The following is a 16439-nucleotide window of genomic DNA, read 5'->3' as shown; positions in this document are numbered from 1 at the left end:
CTTATAATTTAGCTGCTTTCATTATTAAAATTAACGCCATTGTTAATGCAATTTAATTGTCATGAGTAATGCTGATATTCACTTGAAATTTATTGTCTGTCAGTGTATAACAATAATGAATACGAATTTATTATTATATTCAATAAAACTTAAAAGGAGCGCTATTTTTGAGACTTGGAGCTCGGATTTTAAAAACTGGTATAGCAATAATTTTAGCTATGTCTATCGCTTCTTTACTACCTGATAATATTGGTCTTAAATCATTAGCCGGCGTCAGTGCTGTTGTTGCTATGCAACCCAGTGTCTATAAGTCGATAAAAACAGTTTCAGACCAAGCTATAGGTAACATAATTGGTGCGTTATTGGCTGTCACTATGGTGACTATCTTTAGTGATAATTTCATTATTATGGGTGTAACAGTTATATTATTAATCGCAATATTATTTAGATTTAACTTAGCCCATGTTGCTACATTAGCAAGTGTAACTGCATTAATCATTATGGGACAACATACTGGGTCTTTCTATGTTGCCGCTTTCTTTAGATTTGTTTTAGTCATGATTGGTGTACTAAGTTCTTCGATTGTGAACTTGTTATTCTTGCCTCCTAAATTCGAAACGAAAATCTATTATAATTCTGCTAACATTTCATCTGATATATTTGTATGGTTTAAGCTCGTATTAAATGATACGTCTGAATTTCATAATATTAAACAAGATGGCGATCAGCTCAATACAAGAATCAATAAATTAGAGCAGATTTATAATTTTTATCACGAAGAAAGACCACTATTTAAAAAGCATATCCACGCACAATATCGAAAGAAAATTTTATTCAAAGAAGTAGTAAGAACGACTAGATTAGCTTATGAAGTGTTAAATAGAATGTCACGTTATCAAAATGACTTACATCAACTAAATAATCAATTATTATTACAGATTAAATTAGAATTGGATTCACTTATTGCTTTCCATGAACAAATTTTAAAAAGTTTATCTAAAAAAGCAAAATATAATGTGGCTCAATTTCAATATGAAGTTGATAACCCTCAAAAGAAAGATTTAATGGATGCCTTTCAAAATGAATTAATCCACAATCCATATCAAACGCATTATTCATATGCTAATATTATGCAAATCATCGCAGCTATTGAAGAGTATCGATATCATCTAGAACATTTAGATCGTTTACGTATAAGTTTCTTCACATATCACCGTTCTGATTCTGATATTGATATCGCTGATGAAGATTTTGATTTATAATTCACAAAGATGGTTAGCAATAAATATCCAATCCAAACAGAAAGAAGAGCTTAAAGCACTAAAATGCTTTAAGCTCTTCTTTGTCATATTTATAAATTTTGAATACTGTATAAGTGTTCGTATGCACCTTTTTTATCAATTAATTCTTGATGTGTGCCCGTTTCGACAATTTGTCCATTTTGCATCACTACAATCTTATCTGCATGTGTGATTGTTGATAATCGGTGTGCCACGATTAACGTAGTACGGTCCTTACTTAACACATCAAGCGCTTCTTGAATAATTGCTTCACTTTCTAAGTCTAATGCACTTGTTGCTTCATCTAATATAAGTATTGGTGGATTATTTAAGAAAATTCGCGCTATTGATAGTCTTTGTTTTTGACCACCTGATAATTTGACACCGCGTTCCCCTACTTCAGTGTCATATCCATCTTGTAAATTCATAATAAAATCATGAGCATTTGCCATTTTAGCCGCTTCAACAACTTCATCATCTGTCGCATCAGGTCGACCTAATAAAATATTTTCTTTCACAGTATCAGAAAATAATATATTATCTTGTTGAACTAAACCGATTTGATTTCTAAGGATACCTGTTAAGAAGTCTTTAATATTATGTTGGTCAACTAGTATTTCACCATCAGTAACGTCATAAAATCGTGGTATTAGGTTGATTAAGGTAGATTTACCGCCACCACTCATACCTACAAAAGCAACTGTTTCTCCTTTATTTATTGTAAGATTAATATCTTTTAAAACTTCTTGTTCATTTTCATTATATTTGAAACTTACATGTTTTAATTCAATTTGACCCTGTTTAATCTCAATAGGTTGTGCACCTACACCATTCTTAATGTCATAATCTTCATCAATTAATTGAAATACACGATCCATTGAAGCGAAACTTTGTGTAAGGGTAGTAAATGATGAAACTAAACGTCTTAAAGGTCCAAACAATTGTTCAAGATATCCAACAAATGCGGCTAAAGTACCTACTGTAATAGATCCACTTATGGCTAAATATGCACCTACACCAATTACTATAATTGGACCAATATCAGTTACAGTGTTAATTGCTGCAAATGAATATGCATTCCATCTTGTATGTTTGAAAGCTTTTTGTAAAAAGTTTTGATTTCGATTATCAAAATTTTGTGCTTCATTATCTTCAATAGCGAAGCTTTTGATAACAGACATACCTTGAACACGTTCATGTAAAAAGCCTTGCACTTCTGCTAATGCTTGAGATCTAACTCTAGTTAACTTTCTTAATCTTCCAAAGAAGAAATATACAGTTAAAATATAAAATGGGAATATAAATATTGCTGCAAATGTTAATTTAACATCAAGGAAGAACATTATCGTTAAAGCAATAATAATTGTAATACAATCTAACCAAATGTTCATAAGACCTGTTAAGATAAAATCTTTAGTTTGTTCCACGTCATTAATTACTCGTGATATTACTTGTCCAACTTGATTGTTGGCATAAAATCGAGCACTTAATGCTTGTAAATGATTATATAACTGTTTACGAATATCATATAAAATTTTATTACTTGTCCATTGTGCTAAATATTGTCTTATAAATTCAATTGGTGGTCTTACAATTAAAAAGATAAATAAAGCTATACCAATGGCAATTGCTAAATGTGAATATTTTTCACTAGCGCTTAGGGAGTGATTGTTAATAACACCATCAATCGCATATTTTATAAGTAATGGAATTAACATCGGTATACCGAATTTAATAATACCAACAATTATTGTAGCAATGATTCGATATTTGTATGGTTTTACAAATTCTAAATATCGTCTAATCATTTTTGGTAATCCCCCCACTTTTTATTTAATTTTGATTTATTTAAAATTGAACAGAGGTTGGATACGGTAAATACCTTTTGAATAACAATTCATCACAACTATCTCTTTTAATTAGAAAAAAGTTAATGGATGTTATTCTACGGTAATTTACATACATATCTCAACCTCTGAATGATATGATTATCAAGTTTAGCTATGTTGATAGAGATTGGTTCATATCAAATTATCTTTTTTAAATAATCCAATGCAATATTGAATAATATAAACCATCTCTATATGTTTTACACCTTATTTGCTTAATAATCTCTAATTTTCTTATATCGCTCTTTCCATACTTTAATAAAGTCTGGTGCGAACGGTCCTTTTTTCTGTTCAATCCATTGTTGTAAAATATCCACACTACGTCTCAATATAACATCTATATCATGAGGGTAGTTCATCTGATTCATATGTTGTTCATACTCATCTTCATCTAATAAATGATATTTACCATTAGGATAAACTTTAATATCAAGATCATAGTCTATATATTTTAAAGCTTCCTCATCACATACAAACGGTGAAGACAAGTTACAATAGTAGTAGACGCCGTCTTCACGGAACATACAAATGACATTAAACCAGTATTCTGAATGAAAGTATACAATCGCTGGTTCTCTAGTAATCCATGTACGTCCATCACTTTCTGTTACTAGTGTATGATCGTTACCACCGATAATAACATGATCAGTACCTTTTAAAATAGTTGTTTCAGACCATACACGATGGATATTACCATCATGCTTATAACTTTGTATCTTTATATCTTGTCCTTCTTTAGGTATGGATTCTTTTACCATACTCCACACCACCTTTATACTTTTTAACCATTTAGATTATATCATATTTATAAAGTACTTCTGAACTTTGATGCAATTAAATTTATGCTTTAAATTCATTTATTTTCTGATAGTTACCCTACAATGAATTGATAAATCTTAGCCATAGGTACTGGGAAAGTAAATTGGTCGCGTTGTTCTAAATCAAACCATATCATATTAACTGGTAAAGATGCTGCTTCAATCTCAAGTTCTTCTGGTACGCTATAAACCTTAATTTGCCATGTTAAATGTGTAAATTGATGTTTCAATTTAAAAATAGGTTCAGATATAGGCTCAATCTGGTGGTTTAATTGCTTTGATATTTGGTCAATCGCATGAGATGTTTCAAACATTGGGAATTCCCACATACCATTTAATAATCTTTCTTGTCTTTTTTCTAATAAATATTCACCACGACTATTACGAATTAGAAAAACACTTTGATCAATCGTTTTCTTTTTAACATTCTTAGTTTTAACTGGTAAATCTAATACGGTTCCTTTATCGTATGCCTCACAGTTTTCTTGTACAGGACAAAACATGCAAAGCGGATTTTTAGGTGTACAAATTAAAGCGCCTAGTTCCATCATAGATTGGTTAAACGTGCCAGCTTCTTCTTGCACATATGGTAATAATTCTTCTTCATATGCTTTACGTGTAGATGGCAGTTTTATATCTCTACTATCATTATTAAGTCTAGACCAAACTCTAAATACATTCCCATCAACTGTAGGGAGTGGATGGTCAAATGCTATACTCATAACCGCTGCTTGTGTATAGGGACCAACGCCTTTTAAAGATTTAAAATGTTCAGGATCCGATGGCACAATACCTTGATAATCATGTTGAACTTCTTTGATTGCATGATGAAAGTTACGCGCACGACTATAATATCCTAATCCTTCCCAATATTTGAGAACTTCATCTTCATGTGCCTCACTTAAATCAGCAATAGTAGGGAAGCGTTGTATAAATCTATCATAATAATCAATAACTGTTTTAACTTGAGTTTGTTGCAACATGACTTCACTTAACCATATATAATATGGATTCGTCGTTTCACGCCAAGGCATAGAGCGTTGATTTTGATTAAACCATTGCATCATATTCGTTTTAAAATTGTCTACTAAATACATATATTTCCTTTCCTACAACGTGTTTTGATGTTTTGAATTAAGCACAAAGGCTATTTTACATACATGTTATATAAATTAATGTGAGTTGATTTTGTTATTCCAACTTTTAGATTATAATATATTATAAATTAAGACGAAATGAGTGAACATATATGGATACAGCCACGCATATCGTGATTGGTGTTGGTCTTACAGCACTTGCAACACAAGATCCTGCTATGTCAGATACATTTGTGGCAACCGCTACAACATTAATCGCAGGATCACTTATACCTGATGGAGATACAGTATTAAAACTAAAAGATAATTCAACTTATATTTCACATCATAGAGGTATTACACACTCTATTCCATTTACAATCTTATGGCCTATTTTAATCACATTTTTAATTTTTGTCATATTCAACCATACTAATCCTTTACATGTATGGATGTGGGCTCAATTAGCTGTGTTCTTGCATGTATTTGTTGATATCTTTAACTCCTATGGTACACAAGCCTTAAGACCTATTACAAATAAGTGGATTCAACTTGGTGTAATTAATACTTTCGATCCAATAATATTTATTATTTTATGTATTGGCGTGGCATTATGGGCATTTGGTGTGCATCCATACTTAGCCTTTTTCCCAATTATCGGAGTACTCGTTATATACTACATTTTACGCTTTAAAATGCAATCATTCTTGAGAAAACAAGCATTAAAGCAAATAAAACATGAACATAATCCTGTTAAAGTTTTCGTTATTCCTACATTGAAATTCATGGAATGGCGTATAGCAATTCAAACAGATGAACATGATTATGTAGGTAGATCCTATGGTAGAAATATTGTTTTTAGTGATAAGGTCAAACGTCAACATTTATCTATTGATTCTTTATTATGGAAAGTTAAAAACAACAAAGACATTAGAACATTTTTAAATTTCTCATCTATTTATCGTTGGCAAACAACACCATTAGAAGATGGTACTACTGAAATTAGATTAATGGATTTGAGATATTTAAATAACGATCATTACGCTTTTGTTGCCATCGCCCATTTAACTCAACAAGATGAAATCGATCACTCATACATTGGATGGGTATTTAGCGAAGATAAACTTCAACGTAAATTATACGCCAAATAAAAATAGCCAAGGCACTTGGATGACTTCAATCTCCAAGTCCTTGGCTATTTTTCTTGTTATTTCTTTTGATTGGTTTCTACTTTTTCATTTTTACTTTTTTCATTTAAGCTTTCTTTCTCATCTATAGATTGAACTGCTTTTTGTAATTTTATATTTTGATTTCTATATTTTGCATGCGCTACATAACGTGACAATGCAAAATTAATAATGGAAATTATAGCAATAAAACATAACATGTATACGTGATAAGGAAGATTTGCTACGCTCACATTTCCAAATAACACCGATTGTGCTAATCCATTAACTACATAATATAAAGGGTTTAGCATTAATAGATGTTCAACTATAGACAAGTGTGTCTTTGGCATATAAATAATAGGTAATATAAAAAATTCTACTACACAAAAGATATAGAAATATTTATCAATTTTATAATTAAGTATTTTCAAAAGACCAAATGTCACTGACACTAAACTTACAAGCACTATAGCAACAATTAAAAAGAATATCGTAGCCATTAATGAACTTTCATAATTGATAGGTTTCAATAATGCTATGATAGTCATTAGAATAAATATAACTACACTTCCAACAATAGCGGTAATTACAGTAGGTGTTACTGGCGTAATATGAAAAGATTTCGTAATTAAATAGTCTTTAGCGTATAATCTATAACAACCATATAAAGTGAGCATGATAAAGAAAAATGCAAATAGTGTTAATAGTCTATATAACCAAATGCCATGGCTAACTTCTGTAGCATTTGTAAATTTAAAAAATAGTTCTGCTATTAAAATAAACACTAAGCCAACTATTAAACTTAAGGTAAACCACTTCCATAAACTTTTAATCCTTTTTATGGTGTATGTTAAAAGATGTGGCAAGTTTTTAAAATATAATATTATATTATCAATCATGTTTACACCTACAATTCAATATATATCCATTTATTATCTTTTAAATCAGCAATAAAATAACCATCTCCTGATTTACAAATCCAAATATCCTTTTTGATATTAAACTTATCTTTGAGCTCACTTTTATCTACAATCGGCATGACAAAACCATTTAATTGATTCTCATCATTAAATATCATTTTAATCGGTTGTGATGTAATATCAGCCACAAAACGATTATCCTCTTCAGGTACTAGTGATTTTTTCACAGAATCATGTTCTTTATGTAAATGGCTATTAAAATAATCAACATATTTACTGTAATTGGATTTAATAAATGGAGACAGTGTTTTAAAACTATGTTTTTCATATAAACCTGCTGGATTAAAGTATTCTAATTGATTCTTGGCTATAGTATAACGTTTACCACTTACAACAACACGATAATTTTTACTGTTTTCACCATCAATAGTCACGACACTGTATTTTGGCAAATTTAAATGACTTGAACCTGAAAGTTTACTACTGCCCTTTAATGCAATTCCGTAAGCCAATTTATCTTCATATGTATCTTTTGATTGTGTTTGAAGTGTAGCTTGGTTATTTTCAGGAACGTTAACTATGCCTAGATTATTAAATATAAAAATACCCATCAATGCTAAACCTAAAATAAAGCTAACCATTAATGTCCAAAATCTTACCAAGAATACCGGTGGTTTAGCATGATTATATCGTTCAATTCGTTTAAAATTATAAGTCATTTCTGGTATTCTTGTTCTACTTTTTTTCCAATCGAGGTCAAAGGATGCAAGTTCTTCTTTAGATTCAATACTTTTTCTATCTTTTTCATGTTCTTTAAAAGTAGGAATAACTTGATTAACAGAGCCCTCCATACGTATTTGACCATGAGAAACCCATGTAATATAGTTACTTACTTGTTCTATTTTATCAATGTCATCATCAATAAAGACCATTGTTTGATTATTATCTATGTACTCATAAGATAGTTCAACTGCTCTATCCATAAATGTTTCATCTAAATATTGAAGCACATGATTTAAAATGATGATATTAGATTTACTTGATCTAGCTATACTTAATAACAATTGTGCAAATTCTTGTTTTGACAATTTAGAAATAAATTGTTGCTCATCTACATGAGCGTATTGTATAACTTGATCTGCTTTATGATTTGATATTTGATAAGGAAATAGTTCAACGATATGAGTAACATAATCCTTAACAGTTTGATGAATCATACGTCTATCTTCAATATCTCCATAATAAATATGATCCAATTGGACTAATTTACCTTTGTCAGGTTCGATAGATCCTGATAATAATCTTCCAATTAGTCTTTTTGATGAGCCTGGTTCTCCAATAACCCCTAAAGATTCTCCTTGATATATATGTAGTGAGATATTATTTAAATCGATGTCATCTGCGTCGTAACCAAAAGGTAAGTACCATTTTTTAGTTTTTTTGTTTCTATAATAATGAGTGACTTTCAGTAACTTTAAAACGATTGAACTTCCCATTTTATTTCATCCTTCTACAATTTTAATAATGCAATTGGTAATCCTTCTTCGGGTTCACTACTTTTAATTCGAAATCCCCAAGCAAATATACCTTTCAGTCTTTCTACTTTAAAATATTGATCACTACCATCATTTAATTGATAGATACGGCCTAATTCAATTTGATTACGATCAACAAGGTAGCTTTCTGCTACAATGACTTTACTTTGATAAACGTCATATTCATTTAAAATACCGTTCATTTCTGCTTTTCTCATTTTTTCTTTATATGTTTGAATTTCATGTCTTAATTCTTGTTCAGACATCTCACTCAATTTCTTCTGTTCCATTTTCGATACCACTTTCTTCTAATTTAGATTTAATTTTATCATATTTATAGCCTTTTCTCATAAGTGTTTCTATCGTTTTTCTTATAACTTGTTGACCTTCATATTTTCTTTGTTGCTTGTTATAAACTTTTTCTAAATCCGTTTGTAACATATGGTCCAGTTGGTCTTCGTCTTCTGAGAAATCTAATTCATCCATAGCCTCTTTAATACTTTCCATCGTATATCCTTTTTGCATCAATGATTGCATGACTTTTTGTTTTACCTTAGACGTCGGACCTTTCTTAGTTTTAATTACTTTCTGTGCAACTTTAACTATATCCTCTAGTGGTTGTTGCTCTAAATATAATTCTGTATATTGGTCGATAATATTAGGCTCTACGCCAGCTTGGTACAACTTTTGTTTATATATTTCAGGACCTTTATCAGTTGTATTAATCATTGTATTTTTTAAACTTTCTGCATAGTCATCATGGTCTATTAATTTTTCTTGATAACAATAATCTATAACTTGTTGAATTGCCCATTCAGAAACTTCATTTTTTAGTAAATGCTGTCTAACTTCTTTTTCAGTACGCTTTCGATATGACAAAAATTGAATTGCATCATTTAAACCTCTTCGATAGTGATCATGCTTTTGTATTTGTTCCATATCTGAAGCCTCTAATATTTGATCTTTCTTTAAGTTAAATTTAACTAAAGTATCAATATCAATTCCCATTTCAAACTCGTTATCAAGATATAGATTAAATCGTTCTTTATTTTTCTTTTGAACTTCTAATTTAGTGATTTTAGGCATAATACACCTCCACTTGCGTATTGTATATTACTTATTATGACATAGTTTAATGATTATCTAAAAACCATTGCTTTACAAAAATAAATACCCTATCAGCTATACAATATTAGGACATCATTTACACATTACTGTACTTGAGTCATTTCATATTGCATATGATAGGGTACTTTTTAGTTACCTAATTGTGCCATTGCTTCTTTGTATTGTTCATCAGAAATATAATGAAGTTGTTTCATCTTTTCTAAGTTTGTTTTAACTCTATTTATAAAATTTTCAGACATATCTTCAATATTATAAACACTTGGTGCATTGACTTTACTAGCTAATATTGCACTTTGCAAAACACTAATTTGCTTTAAGTTTTGATTATTTTTATTAGTAGTTGCACCGAAATAATGATTGGCTGCACCTTCAACCGTATATTGATTATCACCAAAATATATATTGTTCAGATAAAAACTTAGTATTTGGTTTTTATCATATTGTTTCTCAACTTTGTGTGCTACAAATAATTCTTTTAATTTTCTTGTAAATGAGCGTTCATTATCATAATAATAATTTTTAACAACTTGTTGTGTAATCGTGCTACCACCTTGAACATCATGATCACTTAATGTTGAAAATAATGCACGAGATGTACCCTTAAAATCAAATCCATGGTGTTTATAAAATCGTTCATCTTCTAACGAAATAAATGCACCTCTTACATATTCAGGCATTTGATCAGCAGCAACGTAATCATTTTTATTTTCTATCGATTTTAAATCATCCACATTAGCTCTAGAAGACATAAAATACATTAATCCTAAAAATAGAACTATGATGATTGTTAATATAATTAAAATTCTCAAAAAAATACGTTTACTTTTTTTCTTTTTAGGTGGTTTTCCTACTGGTTGATAATAAGTATTATAGTGAGGTTCACGCATATCTTGTTGATACGTATCATTCGATTGTGCAAATCTGTCGCTTCTTTTCATGCATTTGCTCCTTTACTTAAACTCACTGTTATAATGTGAGTTTACCAGTAGTTACGCGGATTAGCTATAGTTTATCTTAAAAATCAGTCCCAGGGAGTACATGATTCTAACCGCAGTTATCTAAATGTTGTCAAAAATTATTGTAACTACTAATTATTAATGCTTAAATACCATATAAAAAAAGCCTGTTGAAATGAATCAACAGGCACTATATAAGTTCTTGTTAAACGCTTAAATTAGTCTTCTAATTGTTTAACAATTTCTCTATTAAAGTCATCTAAATCGTCTGGTGTACGACTAGTTACAATGTTGTTTTCTACAACTACTGATTCGTCAACAACATGAGCACCAGCATTAGATAAGTCTTTTCGTACATTTAATACTGCTGTTAATGTTCTACCATTTAAATCGTCAGTATCAATTAATACTTGAGGACCATGGCAAATTGCAAAAGCAGGTACATTATTTGTTGTGAAGTATTTAGCGAAAGTACCATATCTACCTTCTGCATCACCACGTAAATGGTCTGGTGCAAATCCTCCTGGTATTAGTAAACCATCGTAATCTTCTGGTTTAGCGTCAGCAATACTTACTTGAACTGTTGCTTTTTCACCATGTTTACCTACAACCTCTTGGTTTTCGTTATCTCCAACAATAACCGTTTCAATGCCAGCATTTTCTAATGCTTCTTTAGGGCTTGTTAATTCTATATCTTCAAATTCATCTGCTAAAATAATAGCTACTTTTTTACTCATAATATGATCACCTTTCTATTGTACGATTATATTTATTACTTTCACTCTTTTACATGATTTTAAACATCATCCAACAAATGAAAAATAATCGTCACTAAAGTGTCACTAATAATGATTACCTAATTATTATTTTGAAACTTGTTTCACTTTTTCCTCTAATTGGTCTAGTAATCCAATCCACTCATCAATGTCTTCAACACGTACTTCATCAGGGTTTACGTGATCAATATCTTCAATAAATTTGTTTAATCTTGTTTTAATTTGGTCAATCGTTTGTTGTTCACTCATATTAAATAAGCGCTCCTTTAGTTTGTTTTTTGATAATTTCATCCTAACAGAATTTGACAAAAAGAGATATAATCTTAATAATGTTTACTGTACTTTTTACAAAATTTAAAGAGACAGACTAAGTAAAAGTTAGATATACATATATTTTGTTATGAATAAATAGATACTAATGATTCTCTTCATTTCACATCTAATTTTATACTAATGTCCCCTCTTTTAGGAGTAATTATCATGTTAACAACTAATAAAAAACCTATTTCAATAAATAATGACCCTTGGGAAGCCTATAATGATGTCATTGATAATGGTCAACTTACTTTAAGTAATATAGAGTTTACAACTACTAATTTATGTAATATGAGATGTAGTCATTGTGCAGTTGGTTATACTCTCCAAACTCAAGACCCCGAACCATTACCCATGGATATTATTTACCGTAGATTAGATGAAATACCAAATTTACGTACGTTATCAATTACGGGTGGCGAACCCATGTTTTCAAAAAAATCTATCAAGAATGTTGTTAAACCATTATTAAAGTATGCACATCAACGTGGTATTTATGTTCAAATGAATTCTAATTTAACATTGCCACAAGATAGATATCTAGATATCGCTGAGTATATCGATGTAATGCATATTTCTCATAACTGGGGTACTATCCAAGAATTTACAGATGTGGGCTTTGGTGCAATGAAAAAGCAACCACCTTTGAAAGCAAAGCTCAAATTATATGAACAAATGCTTGATAACGCGAGTACTCTTTCTGACCAAGGTATGTTCGTTTCTGCAGAAACAATGTTGAATCAAAGTACTTTACCCTATTTAAATAAAATCCATCAAGAAATAGTGAATGATATGAAATGTAGTCGCCATGAAGTACATCCGATGTACCCAGCTGATTTTGCTAGTTCATTAAATGTATTGTCATTAAAAGAAATGAAAGAAGCTATACATCATTTATTAGACATTAGAGACGAAGATACATGGATGCTTTTTGGTACTTTACCTATATATCCTTGTATTAATGACGAAAATGACCAACATTTATTACAACGTTTAAGAAGTGCTAAAAATGTTACGATGCGAAATGATCCAGATGGTCGCAGTCGTTTAAATGTAAATGTATTTACAGGTAATGTCATTGTAACTGATTTTGGTGATGAAAATGGCACTATCTCTAATATTCAAAAAGATAGACTGACAGATGTTTTTAATCAATGGCTTAATTCTGATTTAGCACAATCTCTCAACTGTCATTGTGCAGAATATCAGTGCTTAGGACCAAATGTTTTAGTAAAAAATATGTACTATCCTAATACAAATTTCAGAGAAAATGAAAAAGTAATGCATGCTAAACGTATTTTCTCGTAAAGTCTTTATTACGCACTATTTTAATTTAAATGCTAATTTAATACAGATTAACATAAATTACCCCTATATCAATGATTTTTATGCATCGATATAGGGGTACGTTTATTATGAAATAAGTGACGTATTATCTTTCAATATGTTGGATTTTTGATAAATATTCGATTGTATTTTTGCTTTCGTCACGACGTTCTTTGCGACGAGCAACACGTTGTGGCGCAGTTTCATGGAACCATTTTTCAACTTTATCTTCTGGATAGACTTGAGGTACTTGAGTTGGTTTACCACTTTGATCTAATGCAACGAAAGTTAAAAAGCTCAGGGCTGCTAATTTTCGTTCACCTTCGAATACATCTTCAATAATTATTTGTACACATACCTCCATAGAACTACTACCTGTATACGAAACCATCGCTTCATATGATAAAATATCTCCATTTTTAATTGGTAATAAAAAATCAACAGAATCTGTTGATGCTGTAACAACTGAGTTGCCAGCATGTTTCATAGCAGTAATAGCTGCAATTTCATCAACATTAGCCATTAAAGTACCACCAAACATTGTATGATGATGATTTGTATCTTGTGGATAGACTTGTCTTGACTTCACACTTTTTGATTCGGACATTGCTTTTTTAGTCACTTGTTGTTTTGCCATTCATATCTTCCTATCTCTTAATTAATTTTGACTCCTTAAATTTTATAGAACATGGTGTTTAGTTTGCCCAATTACCATTTTCAAATACGAGTTCTTTTGAACCATCTTCTAATATGCCATAAATAGTTAAATCTGCACTTCCGATCATAAAGTCTTCATGCACATTTGAATCATTTAAACCACTTGCAATTTTTTCTTCGGTAGTCATTTCTGTCCCACCTTCAATATTGAACCCATATGCTGAACCTAATGCAAGATGACAAGATGCATTTTCATCAAATAACGTATTATAAAAGATTGTATTACGATTAGAAATTGGTGAATCATCTGGTACTAACGCAACCTCACCTAATCGTTTAGCACCTTCATCTGTATCCAATAAATCTCTTAACACATCTTCACCTTTATCAGCTTTAAAATCAATAACTTCACCATCTTTGAATGTTAAAGTAAAACCATCAATAATATTGCCATTAAAACTTAAAGGTAATTTATTTGTTACATATCCATTAACATTGTTTCTATCTGGTGCAGTGAAAACTTCTTCAGTAGGTATATTAGCGATAAATGCTTGTTGATTACCATTGACATAACTTGTTGCATCTTCCCAAATATGTCCTTTAGGTAAGCCAACAACTAAGTCAGTGCCTTCAGATAGATAGTGTAATGCTTTATATTGTTTTTTCTGCAATTTATCAGCATGCACACTTAAATTCTTCACATGAGATTTCCAATTTTGAATTGGATCATTACCATCAACTCGTACAATATCAAATACTTCATCAACAAAAGTTGAATACGCATCCTCTACTGATTTATTAGGGTAAACGCGTTGCGCCCAAGCTTTAGAAGGAAATGCTGCTACGACCCATGGAAATTGATTCTTTTGACTCGCTTCCATATAACCTTTATATGCTTTTGAATATTGTAATTGATAAGCTTTTAATTTACTTGCATCGATGCCACTTAATAAATCTGGATCTTCAGTTAAAATTGCAAGGTTTGCAGCTCCTCTATTTACAAAATCCATTCTAGCTTCTACATCGTAAGACTTAACGTCGTTATTTTCAAAGTGGTCTAATGATTCATGTTCGAATTTTAATCGTTTTAAACGCGGATCAGCATATTCAACTCTTACATCTGAAGCACCGGCAATGTATGCTTCTTCAACAACTAAATGAGTGAGTTCCAATGCTTCAACTGATGATCGAATAAATACAGGTTGCTTATCTTGGACATTCATTCCTACTCTAACTAATAGTTGTGCATATTGTCTTAATTTGTCTTGATAGTTACTCATTTAGGTTCCCCCTTATTGTCGTAATTGTCCTAGTGCATCTGCAATTGCAGTGACTTCGCTAGGTGAAAATGAATCTTTTGAAGTTACAAATTGGTGAATTTCTTTAATTTCATCAGAATTTGCCTCTTTAAATTTATTTGGGTCGATAAGTGCTTTATTGACGATATTTAATTTTTGTCTTATCTCAGTAATCATCTCTTCATTAGATAATGCCAAACGTCTCACCTCTTTAACTTAGTAATCATATTCTATCAAACTAACATACTTTATGGAACTTTAATAGAAATTGAAAAAATTTGCTTTCTAATTGTTTGAAGAACCATTAAAATGGGGATATAATTACATAGTTTGGAGGAATCTATATGATAGACGTTGCTTTTGTATGTCTTGGAAATATTTGCCGTTCTCCAATGGCTGAAGCTATCATGAGACAAAGACTTCAAGAAAGAGGCATTAACGATGTTCAAGTATACTCTCGTGGTACTGGAAAATGGAATTTAGGAGAACCTCCACATGAAGGTACTCAAAAGATTCTTAATGAACATCAAATTCCTTTTGATGGTATGATTAGTGAGCTATTTGAACCAACTGATGATTTTGACTATATTATCGCAATGGATCAAAGTAATATAGAAAATATCAAAGCAATTAATCCTAACATTCAAGGACAATTGTTCAAACTGTTAGAATTTAGTAATATGGAAGAAAGTGATGTACCAGATCCATACTACACAAACAATTTTGAAGGTGTATATAAAATGGTACAATCATCTTGTGATCATTTAATTGACTACATCGTAAAAGATGCAAATTTGAAAGAGGGGTAAAAAATTATGGAAAACAAATTCATTCCTGGTGTATTATTAGGCGCTGTTATCGGTGGCGCAGCAACATTAGCTGATAAATCAACTCGTAATTCATTAAAACAATCATTCTCTAATGTTAAAGAAGGCAAAAAATCTCAAAAACCTTCTAAAGTGAGCAGCATTAAAGATGAAGTAATGTACTGGAAAGATGTTATCGAAGAAATTCGTCGTAACAATCCAGAATTAGAACGTTCTATTAAAGATGCTAAAGACACATTTGTTAATAGAAAAAATGAACGTATTGGTAAGTAATGGAATACCAAATGGGCAATTTAATCGAATGTTGGCACTATAGCCAATGAGTAATTTAGCTATTTAAATTTAGTGAAATACTTCTAATATAATTGTCCCACTCCATTAATACGGGGGTGAGTTTAAGAATTCATTTCCAAATGAGTTCTTTCTCACTCCCTTTCTTTACAAATAAAAATAATAAATTGCATATAAA

At 30.6% G+C, this 16439-nt stretch carries 18 protein-coding genes; 5 read left to right on the top strand and 13 right to left on the bottom strand.

Going from position 1 to position 16439, the window contains the following annotated elements; translation table 11 throughout:
* Positions 1–167 precede the first annotated feature (167 nt).
* The gene (locus LPC11_RS04785) at positions 168–1262 is read left to right on the top strand and encodes an FUSC family protein (RefSeq protein WP_041613605.1); all 1095 of its coding nucleotides are present in this window, start codon (positions 168–170) and stop codon (positions 1260–1262) included.
* A gap of 89 nt (positions 1263–1351) precedes the next feature.
* Here the strand turns inward: LPC11_RS04785 and LPC11_RS04780 are convergent, their stop codons facing one another.
* From LPC11_RS04780 to mutY, 3 genes are all read right to left on the bottom strand, one after another.
* The gene (locus LPC11_RS04780; protein ID WP_231307370.1) at positions 1352–3088 is read right to left on the bottom strand and encodes an ABC transporter ATP-binding protein; all 1737 of its coding nucleotides are present in this window, start codon (positions 3086–3088) and stop codon (positions 1352–1354) included.
* Positions 3089–3384: 296 nt separating this feature from the next.
* Positions 3385–3927, bottom strand: coding sequence for a nucleoside tri-diphosphate phosphatase (gene ntdP / locus LPC11_RS04775; RefSeq protein WP_002452360.1), 543 nt, complete (start codon positions 3925–3927; stop codon positions 3385–3387).
* 113 nt (positions 3928–4040) lie between these two features.
* The gene (gene mutY, locus LPC11_RS04770; protein ID WP_023373090.1) at positions 4041–5084 is read right to left on the bottom strand and encodes an A/G-specific adenine glycosylase; all 1044 of its coding nucleotides are present in this window, start codon (positions 5082–5084) and stop codon (positions 4041–4043) included.
* A 152-nt stretch (positions 5085–5236) separates the two neighbouring features.
* Between mutY and LPC11_RS04765 the strand changes: the two genes are divergently transcribed.
* Positions 5237–6214 carry a metal-dependent hydrolase gene (locus LPC11_RS04765; protein ID WP_023373092.1) on the top strand — a complete coding sequence of 326 codons (978 nt, stop codon included), beginning with the start codon at positions 5237–5239 and terminating at the stop codon, positions 6212–6214.
* 56 nt (positions 6215–6270) lie between these two features.
* Here the strand turns inward: LPC11_RS04765 and LPC11_RS04760 are convergent, their stop codons facing one another.
* The 7 genes from LPC11_RS04760 to LPC11_RS04730 all read right to left on the bottom strand — a co-directional run bounded on the left by LPC11_RS04760 (position 6271) and on the right by LPC11_RS04730 (position 11796).
* The gene (locus LPC11_RS04760) at positions 6271–7017 is read right to left on the bottom strand and encodes a hypothetical protein (RefSeq protein ID WP_226956362.1); all 747 of its coding nucleotides are present in this window, start codon (positions 7015–7017) and stop codon (positions 6271–6273) included.
* A gap of 122 nt (positions 7018–7139) precedes the next feature.
* Positions 7140–8648, bottom strand: coding sequence for an ATP-binding cassette domain-containing protein (locus LPC11_RS04755; protein ID WP_023373096.1), 1509 nt, complete (start codon positions 8646–8648; stop codon positions 7140–7142).
* Between the two features lie 14 nt (positions 8649–8662).
* Positions 8663–8977 (bottom strand): YfhH family protein, encoded by a 315-nt coding sequence (locus tag LPC11_RS04750; protein ID WP_015364863.1) that lies wholly within the window; start codon positions 8975–8977, stop codon positions 8663–8665.
* Entirely contained in the window at positions 8955–9773 is an 819-nt protein-coding gene (recX, locus tag LPC11_RS04745) for a recombination regulator RecX (RefSeq protein ID WP_023373098.1), read from the bottom strand. Before recX ends, LPC11_RS04750 begins: the two co-directional genes overlap by 23 nt.
* A 170-nt stretch (positions 9774–9943) precedes the next feature.
* Positions 9944–10753 (bottom strand): monofunctional peptidoglycan glycosyltransferase SgtB, encoded by an 810-nt coding sequence (sgtB, locus tag LPC11_RS04740; RefSeq protein ID WP_104681699.1) that lies wholly within the window; start codon positions 10751–10753, stop codon positions 9944–9946.
* Positions 10754–10989: 236 nt separating this feature from the next.
* Positions 10990–11508: a type 1 glutamine amidotransferase domain-containing protein gene (locus LPC11_RS04735; protein WP_231307369.1), complete on the bottom strand. Its 519-nt coding sequence runs from the start codon at positions 11506–11508 to the stop codon at positions 10990–10992.
* Between the two features lie 126 nt (positions 11509–11634).
* Positions 11635–11796: an SE1561 family protein gene (locus tag LPC11_RS04730; RefSeq protein WP_001830395.1), complete on the bottom strand. Its 162-nt coding sequence runs from the start codon at positions 11794–11796 to the stop codon at positions 11635–11637.
* A 231-nt stretch (positions 11797–12027) separates the two neighbouring features.
* Here LPC11_RS04730 and yfkAB point away from each other — a divergent pair, with 231 nt between their 5' ends.
* The gene (gene yfkAB / locus LPC11_RS04725) at positions 12028–13170 is read left to right on the top strand and encodes a radical SAM/CxCxxxxC motif protein YfkAB (RefSeq protein ID WP_023373104.1); all 1143 of its coding nucleotides are present in this window, start codon (positions 12028–12030) and stop codon (positions 13168–13170) included.
* A 124-nt stretch (positions 13171–13294) separates the two neighbouring features.
* On the opposite strand, the gene LPC11_RS04720 is transcribed toward yfkAB, so the two are convergent.
* Genes LPC11_RS04720 through LPC11_RS04710 form a run of 3 tightly spaced genes read right to left on the bottom strand, consistent with a single transcriptional unit; the run spans position 13295 to position 15341 of the window.
* Positions 13295–13825, bottom strand: coding sequence for an acyl-CoA thioesterase (locus LPC11_RS04720; RefSeq protein WP_023373106.1), 531 nt, complete (start codon positions 13823–13825; stop codon positions 13295–13297).
* Between the two features lie 58 nt (positions 13826–13883).
* Complete coding sequence (locus LPC11_RS04715; RefSeq protein ID WP_023373108.1) at positions 13884–15125, bottom strand: aminopeptidase; 1242 nt, start codon at positions 15123–15125, stop codon at positions 13884–13886.
* A gap of 12 nt (positions 15126–15137) precedes the next feature.
* A complete protein-coding gene (locus LPC11_RS04710) occupies positions 15138–15341 on the bottom strand; it encodes a DUF1128 domain-containing protein (protein ID WP_041613607.1) in 204 nt (67 codons plus the stop codon).
* 146 nt (positions 15342–15487) lie between these two features.
* Between LPC11_RS04710 and LPC11_RS04705 the strand changes: the two genes are divergently transcribed.
* Both LPC11_RS04705 and LPC11_RS04700 read left to right on the top strand, forming a co-directional pair.
* On the top strand, positions 15488–15952 hold the full coding sequence (locus LPC11_RS04705) for a low molecular weight protein-tyrosine-phosphatase (RefSeq protein WP_023373112.1): 465 nt from the start codon (positions 15488–15490) through the stop codon (positions 15950–15952).
* Between the two features lie 6 nt (positions 15953–15958).
* A complete protein-coding gene (locus LPC11_RS04700) occupies positions 15959–16243 on the top strand; it encodes a YtxH domain-containing protein (RefSeq protein ID WP_002466132.1) in 285 nt (94 codons plus the stop codon).
* Positions 16244–16439: the final 196 nt, after the last annotated feature.

The organism is Staphylococcus sp. HL28, from assembly GCF_021117155.1.
GTDB lineage: Bacteria > Bacillota > Bacilli > Staphylococcales > Staphylococcaceae > Staphylococcus > Staphylococcus warneri.
The sequence above is the reverse complement of the archived record's forward strand: the minus strand, read 5'-3'. Positions and strand labels throughout refer to the sequence as shown.